Genomic DNA, 605 nt, shown 5'->3' with positions numbered 1-605 from the left:
TGCAGCGTGGTGATGCGTTCGCGCTCGATCACGTCGCTCAGGTACAGCGGATCCTTGTGCCCGCCCGGACGGGCCATGACCAGTCGCGCACCGGTCATCAGCGGCCAGAAGAACTCCCACACCGACACGTCGAAGCTGAACGGTGTCTTTTGCAGCACCGTATCTTCAGCCGTCAGGCGATAAGCGTCCTGCATCCACAGCAAGCGGTTGACCACCCCGCTGTGCTCGTTGATCACGCCTTTCGGCTGCCCGGTCGAGCCGGAGGTGTAGATCACGTAGGCCGTGTGCTGCGGGGTCAGTCCGTCGACCGACGGATTTTCGGTCGACAACGATTGCCAGGTGTCGTGATCCAGATCGACCACCGGCACCGCCACCTCACCCAGCAACGCGCGGGTCGAGCCTTGCACCAGCACCGCCGACGGCGCGCTGTCCTCCAGCATGTAGGCCAGCCGCTCCAGCGGATACGCCGGATCCAGCGGCACATAACCGCCGCCGGCCTTCAGAATCGCCAGCAGGCCGACCACCATCTCCAGCCCGCGCTCGACGCAGATCGCCACCCGCGCATCAGGACCAACGCCCAAACCGCGCAAGTGATGGGCCAGGCG

Annotated in this window: 1 protein-coding gene; it reads right to left on the bottom strand. The window is 65.5% G+C overall.

Features of this window, described 5'->3' with window-relative positions; all coding sequences use genetic code 11:
• On the bottom strand, positions 1–605 hold a 605-nt coding region (locus tag ACK6BI_RS28020; protein ID WP_409319665.1), incomplete at both ends, for an AMP-binding protein.

This window comes from Pseudomonas sp. KCJK9016, from assembly GCF_046231795.1.
In the GTDB taxonomy this organism is placed as follows: Bacteria; Pseudomonadota; Gammaproteobacteria; order Pseudomonadales; family Pseudomonadaceae; genus Aquipseudomonas; species Aquipseudomonas bananamidigenes.
This window is presented reverse-complemented; position numbering and strand designations above follow the sequence as displayed.